The sequence below is a fragment of the Paenibacillus sp. 2TAB26 genome (assembly GCF_052115145.1).
Taxonomy (GTDB): domain Bacteria; phylum Bacillota; class Bacilli; order Paenibacillales; family Paenibacillaceae; genus Pristimantibacillus.
Genome location: NZ_JBFRGC010000042.1, coordinates 50,298 through 57,950, shown reverse-complemented (window position 1 = coordinate 57,950; position 7,653 = coordinate 50,298). Strand labels below are relative to the sequence as shown.

At 44.2% G+C, this 7,653-nt stretch carries 10 protein-coding genes; 4 read left to right on the top strand and 6 right to left on the bottom strand.

The window, feature by feature from the left end; genetic code table 11:
• Positions 1–4: 4 nt before the first annotated feature.
• Positions 5–97: an IS3 family transposase gene (locus AB4Z50_RS32920; RefSeq protein WP_441880815.1), complete on the top strand. Its 93-nt coding sequence runs from the start codon at positions 5–7 to the stop codon at positions 95–97.
• Between the two features lie 64 nt (positions 98–161).
• On the opposite strand, the gene AB4Z50_RS32915 is transcribed toward AB4Z50_RS32920, so the two are convergent.
• Both AB4Z50_RS32915 and AB4Z50_RS32910 read right to left on the bottom strand, forming a co-directional pair.
• The gene (locus tag AB4Z50_RS32915) at positions 162–584 is read right to left on the bottom strand and encodes a CBS domain-containing protein (RefSeq protein ID WP_441886060.1); all 423 of its coding nucleotides are present in this window, start codon (positions 582–584) and stop codon (positions 162–164) included.
• A gap of 89 nt (positions 585–673) precedes the next feature.
• Positions 674–1,819 (bottom strand): amidohydrolase, encoded by a 1,146-nt coding sequence (locus AB4Z50_RS32910; RefSeq protein ID WP_441886069.1) that lies wholly within the window; start codon positions 1,817–1,819, stop codon positions 674–676.
• 335 nt (positions 1,820–2,154) lie between these two features.
• Here AB4Z50_RS32910 and AB4Z50_RS32905 point away from each other — a divergent pair, with 335 nt between their 5' ends.
• On the top strand, positions 2,155–2,499 hold the full coding sequence (locus AB4Z50_RS32905) for a YugN family protein (protein ID WP_076268251.1): 345 nt from the start codon (positions 2,155–2,157) through the stop codon (positions 2,497–2,499).
• A 10-nt stretch (positions 2,500–2,509) separates the two neighbouring features.
• The gene (ftsW, locus tag AB4Z50_RS32900; RefSeq protein WP_339208818.1) at positions 2,510–3,658 is read left to right on the top strand and encodes a putative lipid II flippase FtsW; all 1,149 of its coding nucleotides are present in this window, start codon (positions 2,510–2,512) and stop codon (positions 3,656–3,658) included.
• A 51-nt stretch (positions 3,659–3,709) separates the two neighbouring features.
• Here ftsW and AB4Z50_RS32895 read toward each other — a convergent pair whose 3' ends face one another.
• A complete protein-coding gene (locus tag AB4Z50_RS32895; protein WP_076268249.1) occupies positions 3,710–4,093 on the bottom strand; it encodes an Asp23/Gls24 family envelope stress response protein in 384 nt (127 codons plus the stop codon).
• Positions 4,094–4,633: 540 nt separating this feature from the next.
• On the opposite strand from AB4Z50_RS32895, the gene cax reads away from it, so the two are divergent.
• A complete protein-coding gene (gene cax / locus AB4Z50_RS32890; RefSeq protein WP_076268247.1) occupies positions 4,634–5,692 on the top strand; it encodes a calcium/proton exchanger in 1,059 nt (352 codons plus the stop codon).
• Between the two features lie 30 nt (positions 5,693–5,722).
• Here the strand turns inward: cax and AB4Z50_RS32885 are convergent, their stop codons facing one another.
• The 3 genes from AB4Z50_RS32885 to AB4Z50_RS32875 form a co-directional block, all read right to left on the bottom strand.
• Positions 5,723–6,010, bottom strand: coding sequence for a YlaN family protein (locus AB4Z50_RS32885; RefSeq protein ID WP_054028048.1), 288 nt, complete (start codon positions 6,008–6,010; stop codon positions 5,723–5,725).
• A 136-nt stretch (positions 6,011–6,146) separates the two neighbouring features.
• Positions 6,147–6,389 carry an HPr family phosphocarrier protein gene (locus AB4Z50_RS32880; RefSeq protein ID WP_076268246.1) on the bottom strand — a complete coding sequence of 81 codons (243 nt, stop codon included), beginning with the start codon at positions 6,387–6,389 and terminating at the stop codon, positions 6,147–6,149.
• Between the two features lie 138 nt (positions 6,390–6,527).
• Complete coding sequence (locus AB4Z50_RS32875; RefSeq protein WP_441886053.1) at positions 6,528–7,643, bottom strand: aminopeptidase; 1,116 nt, start codon at positions 7,641–7,643, stop codon at positions 6,528–6,530.
• Positions 7,644–7,653 lie beyond the last annotated feature (10 nt).

Sequence of the window (7,653 nt, the reverse complement as noted above, 5' to 3'; positions counted from 1 at the left end):
GGACATTGAAGCCTACATCCACTTTTACAATAACGAACGATTACAGGCAAAACTAAACGGCCTCAGTCCAATGGAGTTTAGGACTAAGGCCGTTTAACAGGTTTTATTATTTGTAATGTCTACTTGACGGGGGGCAGTTCACTCGGACAGCCTTATTTATATTAATGAAACGTTGGAGGGGATGCTGAATAATCTTGCTCCGAAATTGAGCTAAGCGCCTCCCCGGCTTCATCGGCAAATATATCTCGTACAGCAAGATCTCCGATTGCCAGAATCCCTACTAGCTCTCCATCATCCACAACCGGAAGTCTGCGTATCTGCTTAGATGCCATCAGCTCCGCGGCCTCATCGGGAGATGAGTCAGATGTTATCGTAGCCACATCCGTACTCATTACCTCAGCAACTGCAGCTGAGCCAGGATACTTCTCTGCATATCCTTTTACGACTAAATCTCGATCAGTGACTACACCTATCAGCTTCTTGCCATCTACAATTGGAATAAATCCGATATCATGTTCCTTCATTTTTACAGCAAGCTCATATACATTATCAACCAAAGTCGCTGTGACACAATCTGTCGACATAATTTGTTTTAACGTTTTCAGCTAAAATACCTCCTCGATTATAAGTTACGAGGTTTAGCATAACCTTTTTAGAACCTGAGCATCCGCTCTTACGCGGTTGAAACAACTCCGCTCGCATATTCCTCAGCCATACCAATCAGAAGCCTGGCTGCCCGCTGCATCGCTCTCTCGTCAATGTCGAATTTAGGGTGATGATGCGCATACGTCGCACCGCAGCTCTCATTGCCAGCACCAACAAACATAAAGCAGCCAGGCACTTTTTCCAAGTAATAAGAAAAATCCTCAGCAACCGTAATGGCTTCCGATCGCACAACCGCGCTTTCACCGAACAACCTTTCGCTAACCTTAAAGAAACGCTCAGCCTCTTCTTCATCGTTTACGACGGGCGGATAACCAATCCTCATCTGGTAATCGAATTCCGCGCCATGCATTTGGCATATATGCGTGACAAGCGACTTGAGCCGATCATGTATCATCATTCTCGTCTGCTCGTCAAACGAACGGACAGTTCCTTTTAGTCTGCATCGTTCCGCAATGACGTTATTAGTCGTACCTGCTTGGAAAGAACCGATAGTCACCACTGCCGGATGCAGCGGGTTCACATTGCGGCTTACAATGGATTGGACGGATTGCACAAGCGTTGAACCAATCATAATCGCATCAATAGCTTGATGTGGCAATCCTCCATGACCGCCTCGTCCCACAATATCAATAACGAATTCATCCGCAGCAGCCATAAAGGCTCCTGGTTTGGACGACACCAAGCCATAAGCGAGCGGCGTCCACAGATGTACGCCATAAATGACGTCTACTCCATCCAGTGCTCCATCCTTAATCATCGGCATTGCTCCTCCAGGTGTAACCTCTTCAGCTGGTTGGAACAACAGTCTGCGCTCACCGCAAATAGCGGATCGATTCGCCGAATAATAAGACGCAATTGCTAGAAGCGTAGATGTATGTGCATCATGACCGCAGGCGTGCATAACGTTTGGCACCTTAGACGCATACTCGCATTTTTTCTCATCTTGAATAGGAAGTGCATCAATGTCAGCCCGCAGCGCTATGACCGGGCCTGGTTGATCTCCCTTAATGGTTGCAATTAGTCCATGTCCGCCAACGCCTGTCTGAACCGCAATACCCAGCTCGCTTAATTGGGTGGCAATCCAGCTTGACGTTACACGCTCATGGAACGAAAGCTCAGGATATTGATGAAGATGTCTGCGCCAATTCATCATCTTTGGAAATAGCTGCTCTAGCTGTAGATCTACGATATCCTCTGTTTGCAAATCGCAAACCCCCTTACATTTTCAAAAAAACTACAAATCCTATCATGCCATTTAGTTTACCAGATGAACGGCTTAATTAGGAAGCAAATGCATCACTAAATCGTTAGGAATATTAGTTTTCTTCAAAATGTCACTTTTGTTCACAACAAGGGGTGGGAGTAAGGGTTGCGCTTGCTGGGGAAACATACTATCATGAGAAAAGAATGTACAACTCTGTCTTTTGAAATGGAAGCATATGCTAGTAAAGTCAGTTTTGCTTCACAAAACCTTTGGGAGGAACTACCATGATTATTGAAAATACCGGCTTAAACGGTGTTAAAAGCGAACTTGACCACTTAGACGAATCTGCTGAAAAAGTTGGTTTTGTCCGTTGGCAGTGGGAATACTATCGCGCTACATACGACTTGAAACTTGAGGATCACGCTAGCGGATCCGATTATTATTTGAGAATTACAACAAGAGCCATTGAAGGTAAGCTTGAATCACCTCATGCCGTTCTAATTATCGAATCGGTTTATATCGGACGCTCCACTTTCCCGCATGGCCTTGAGTATGAGTCCCCTATTCCACAGCCAATTATGAGTACGGCGACGCAAAGACTTCAGCAATTGAAACAATTGTTAGCGTAACGGTGCTGACATGAAAGCCACGCAGAACGGTAGCCGTGGAAGACCGGACTTTCTGCTTCTCATTTTAACTCTTCTGCTCGTTGGCTTTGGGCTTGTAATGGTATTTAGCGCAAGCTCAAGTGTCGCTGTCGTAACAGAAGATGATGCCATGTATTTCACCAAGCGCCAGTTCATGTGGGCTGGCCTTGGTATAATGGTTATGTTATTTATGATGAATTTGCGCTATCAGGTTTTCAAACGCCTTTTCATGCTATTTTTCATTCCAGTAGTCATCATGCTCGTGCTCGTTCCGTTTATTGGTAAGGAGATCAATGGTGCACATAGTTGGTTCGGGATAGGTTCACTTGGCATACAGCCAACAGAACCAGCCAAGCTGGCCATCATATTGTATCTTGGTGCTCTTATAACGAAGAAGGGCGATAATTTTCGGAGTTTCAAAAAAGGGCTGCTGCCGGTTATCATTATCGTCGGCTTCGTTTGCGGCTTGATTATGATGCAGCCCGATCTTGGTTCCACTTTAGTGCTTGCTGCATGTGCTACGGTCATGATTATGGCTGGCGGTGCGAATTTAAAGCAGGTATTTATGTCAGGAACGATTATCGGCCTCTTTCTCACCGTCATATTCAGTATCTCGATGGCGATTGATCCAAAACCTTGGAAATACCGAATTGATCGGCTTACCGTGTTTAGAGATCCGCTCAGCGATTCTCAGGATACCGGCTGGCATCTCGTGTCGTCACTGCAAGCCTTTGGTCACGGCGGTTTAACCGGTGCCGGATTCGGTGAAAGCGTCCAGAAGCTGCATTACCTGAAATATCCCTATAATGATTTTATTTTTGCAATCATTGGAGAAGAGTTAGGCTTTATTGGCAGCGCCCTCTTCTTGCTCTTTTATTTATTTTTCTTATGGCGCGGCCTTATCGTTGCACTCCGCTGTCCTGATCATTACGGCACAGTTGTTGGTGTTGGCATTGTCGGCTTGATCGCCATTCAGGCTTTTGTCAACATAGGCGGCGTTACTGCGGCAATACCGCTGACAGGTGTTACACTTCCGTTCATAAGTTATGGCGGCTCATCACTGTTATTTTGTCTAATGTCTATTGGCGTATTGTTAAGCATATCGAGGGAAGCAAACCGTGTAGAACCAACAAAGCGCTAATGGAATCAAAAAAAAGGGTGCCTCTTTTATAAAAGAGGCACCCTTCTTTACTTACTTCAATCGCTGCTGCTGAACTTCTTCCAGCTCTTCTTCTTTGAAGGCAACGCCTTCTACCTTCACATTCACTTCAACAACGTGCAATCCTGTCATATTCTCAACAGATTCACGTACATTCAGTTGAAGCTGACGACATACCTCTTGAATCGGAATGCCGTAATGAACAATAATACGAAGATCAATGGCCGCTTCCGTCGTTCCTACTTCAACTGAAACGCCTTTTTGCACGTTCTTTCCGCTCAGCCGTTTGGCGAGTCCTTCGGAAATTCCGCCCGACATTGCCGCAATGCCTGGCGTTTCAAGCGCTGCGAGTCCAGCTATCGTTGCTACTACATCATCAGAGATTCGGATAAGACCCGTTTGAAGTTCTTCTGTCATGTGACTCACTCCTCATTTTGCCATATAGGCTTATTATAGCAGACGGACAATACCACAGCAAAGCTGAGTGTTAAAAGCTTTTGTGAACAAGATGCTATTCAGGCTAAATGTTTATAAATTGATAATTCTTCCACCATTAGCGCTTGCTAGCCTTTGATTCACCGTCGTTACGAAGGAGTAAATCTTAAACATATTCATGTTGGCAAGCATAACAATTTCCTTTAGCTCCGCGTTCTCGTCTTTGTAATTGATAACGAGATACAAATGTTGATTTTTTTTCGTCCATGAAGCTTTTGAACCAAGCCTATCATTAATAACCGTTCGACCAGCCAGGCTTCTGTCGAATTCCGTAAGGTTTTTATCCTATTATCATTCTACCAACTTTCTCCAATATGTGACAATAACTTTATCTCCCCGTTTATTTTCCATGAATCAGATAAACATATCGAAAGCACCTTTTAACTGGTAAAGTTTACATGCATGCTTATTTCCGCTATAGTATTATCAGGTTTTCAGCAACTATTTGAAGAGGTGAACGCTTTGAATCAAAAATGGTTTTTCTCAGGGTTAATCCTCATGTTTGCACTTAGTGCCATCGGTCATTACGCCCACTGGGATAACACAGTCCAATTTATCATTTCAGCCATCGCGATCATCTTTGTGGCCGGTTTTCTTGGTAAAGCCACGGAGAGTGTCGCACATTATGCAGGTCAAAGGCTGGGCGGCTTCCTAAATGCAACCTTCGGAAATGCCGCAGAGCTCATCATCGCGATATTTTTGATTAAAGCGCAGCAATTCGATATGGTAAAAGCGAGCTTGACAGGGGCTATTATCGGAAATCTATTGCTCGTTTTGGGTCTTAGCATATTGCTTGGCGGGTTGAAATATAAGGAGCAGCAATTTAACGGCCGATTAGCTGATCACAATTCTACGCTCATGATCATGGCTGTCATTGGTCTTTTTGTGCCAGCTGTATTCGTTGTCTCAGAGAAGTTTTCGTTTGAGAAGGATCAGTTTTTAAGTCTTGCTGTTGCCGGAATTCTGATCTTAGCTTATATTCTGTGGCTGGTGTTCTCCATGGTTACTCACAAGGATATGCTCTCTGATGTCGTCATGAATGCAGATCACGGTGAAGAGCCGGCCTGGTCAAAAGGAAAGTCAATCTTCTTCCTCCTCCTAGCTACCGTTATGGTGGCCTTTGTGAGTGAATGGCTTGTACATACCCTTGACGCATTCAGTGCGAAATTTGGCCTGTCTGAGCTGTTTATAGGGGCATTCGTAATCGCTATTGTCGGTAACGCGGCGGAGCATAGCGCTGCTGTCATGCTGGCTATGAAAAATAAGATCGGCGCAGCTGTAGAAATCGCGATCGGCAGCAGCTTGCAAATCGCTTTATTCGTAGCGCCTGTGCTCATTCTCGTTAGCAGCTTATTTGGAAACACGATGGATATCGTATTCACGCCTATCGAATTAACTGCCATCGGCGTTTCTGTCTTTATTGCAAAGTCAGTATCGCGTGATGGACGTACGAATTGGTATGAAGGCGTGCTGCTTATCATGGTCTATGTCATCCTCGGTATTGCGTTCTACCTTGTGTAAACAAAAAAAAGAGTAGTCTCCATTCGGAGGCTACTCTTTTCTTTCCAGTGCTTCGTATAGCATAGCTAAATTCCGCTCTAATCTACTCACTATTTCCTTGCCAGCCAGCTCTGCAATGAGTCCGGCGCGAACAGCAAAGTCAACCTCTCGCGAGAATCCATACATTTGTGTATCTAGCACTTCTTCGTAAAGTGGACATTGACGAGTAGTCAAGTTTTCCATCTGAACTTCGATTAGCTTTTCTATTTTACTCGCATCTTCCTGAAGGAGACGAAGCGCTTTCTCATGCAATTGTACCGTAATTTCCGGTGAAGACATCGTTTTCCCCCCTGTGCGCGTATCCGCCGTCTTCTATACCACTATATTAGACGAAATAGAGCGATTATACAAGGTCAAAACAGAAAAGCACCTCTTCAAAAGTGAAGAGGTGCTTATTCGTTAAAAATATGATCTACTAATCCGTAATAACATTAACATTTAAGTTGTGCTTAGCAAATACAGCAGCCATTGCTGCTTTTGCTTCCTCAGCATCCGGTCCGTGTACATGAAGTTCGTACGCATGTCCGCCTACTAGTGTAGTGAAAAGTCCGAGGATGCTTTTTACATCAATATATTTGCTCTCGGCTTGCAGAACGATGGATGAAGTGAATTGGCTAGCCGTTTGGGAAATTTCTACGATTGCTGCGTTGTTGGACATGGGAGATCCCTCCAGTTAAATTAGTAAAGCTTACCTTTGTCACCATGATAACCTGAAAAGAAGCATCCAGCAAGAGGTAAAATGAAAAACGCTTTATTTTCCATTTATTACATAGGAATACGATTCGAGTGTAATTGCTTATTTAAGGTTTTCAGAATTTAACCCTTCAAGCTCTGGAATGACGAAAACGCCATCTTTGCGAATAAGTACATCATCAAAATAAATTTCGCCACCGCCGTAYTCTGGGCGTTGAATAAGTACGAGATCCCAATGAACAGCGGAACGGTTGCCATTATCCGTCTCTTCATAGGCTTGACCTGGCGTAAAGTGCAAACTGCCGGCAATTTTCTCATCAAACAAAATATCATTCATGGGATGCAAAATATGCGGATTAAATCCGATTGCAAACTCACCAATATAGCGAGCGCCTTCATCCATGTCTAAAATTTCGTTCAAACGAACATTGTCATTGCTTTCTGCTTTTACGATTTTGCCGTTTTCAAATGTCAGTGAAATATTTTGGAACGTAACGCCAGAATAGACGCTAGGCGCATTGTAAGTAATCGTACCTTGCACCGAATCGCGAACCGGAGCTGAGAACACTTCTCCATCGGGAATATTTCGGTGGCCAGAGCATTTTTTCGCTCCGATATTCTTAATCGAGAAGCTTAAATCCGTACCTGGCGATACAATCCGCACACGATCTGTTTCACTCATCAGCTTCTGAAGCGGGTTCATCGCTGCGTCCATTTTGGCATAATCCAAGTTGCATACATCAAAATAGAAGTCTTCGAAATCTTCTGTACTCATATTGGCCAGCTGAGCCATGGATGGGCTAGGATAACGCAAAACGACCCATTTTGTTTTTTTAACGCGCTGTTCGGAGTGTACCGGATTTCTATAAATTTGATCGTATAGGCGCATGTTCGCATCAGGAATTCCAGCAAATTCATTCACATTATCTCCTGAGCGTACAGCGATATATCCTTGCATATTTTTCATCCGCTCCAAATCAAGCGACGACCAAAGCTCCATTTGCTCCTTCGTAGCATGCTTCAGCAAAGTACGAAGAACAGAACGATCGCTCGATTCTACAAATGGCCTGCCACCCCGCCTTGCAACCTCTTCTATTAAACACTTGGTCAGCTCTCGTTCTGAACCAACCATGTCAATTAGCACATTTTCCCCTGCTTGAACATCGATAGAATATTCGACTAAATTTCGCGCTAGCTTTTGCAATCTTGGATCACGCATGTATAATTCC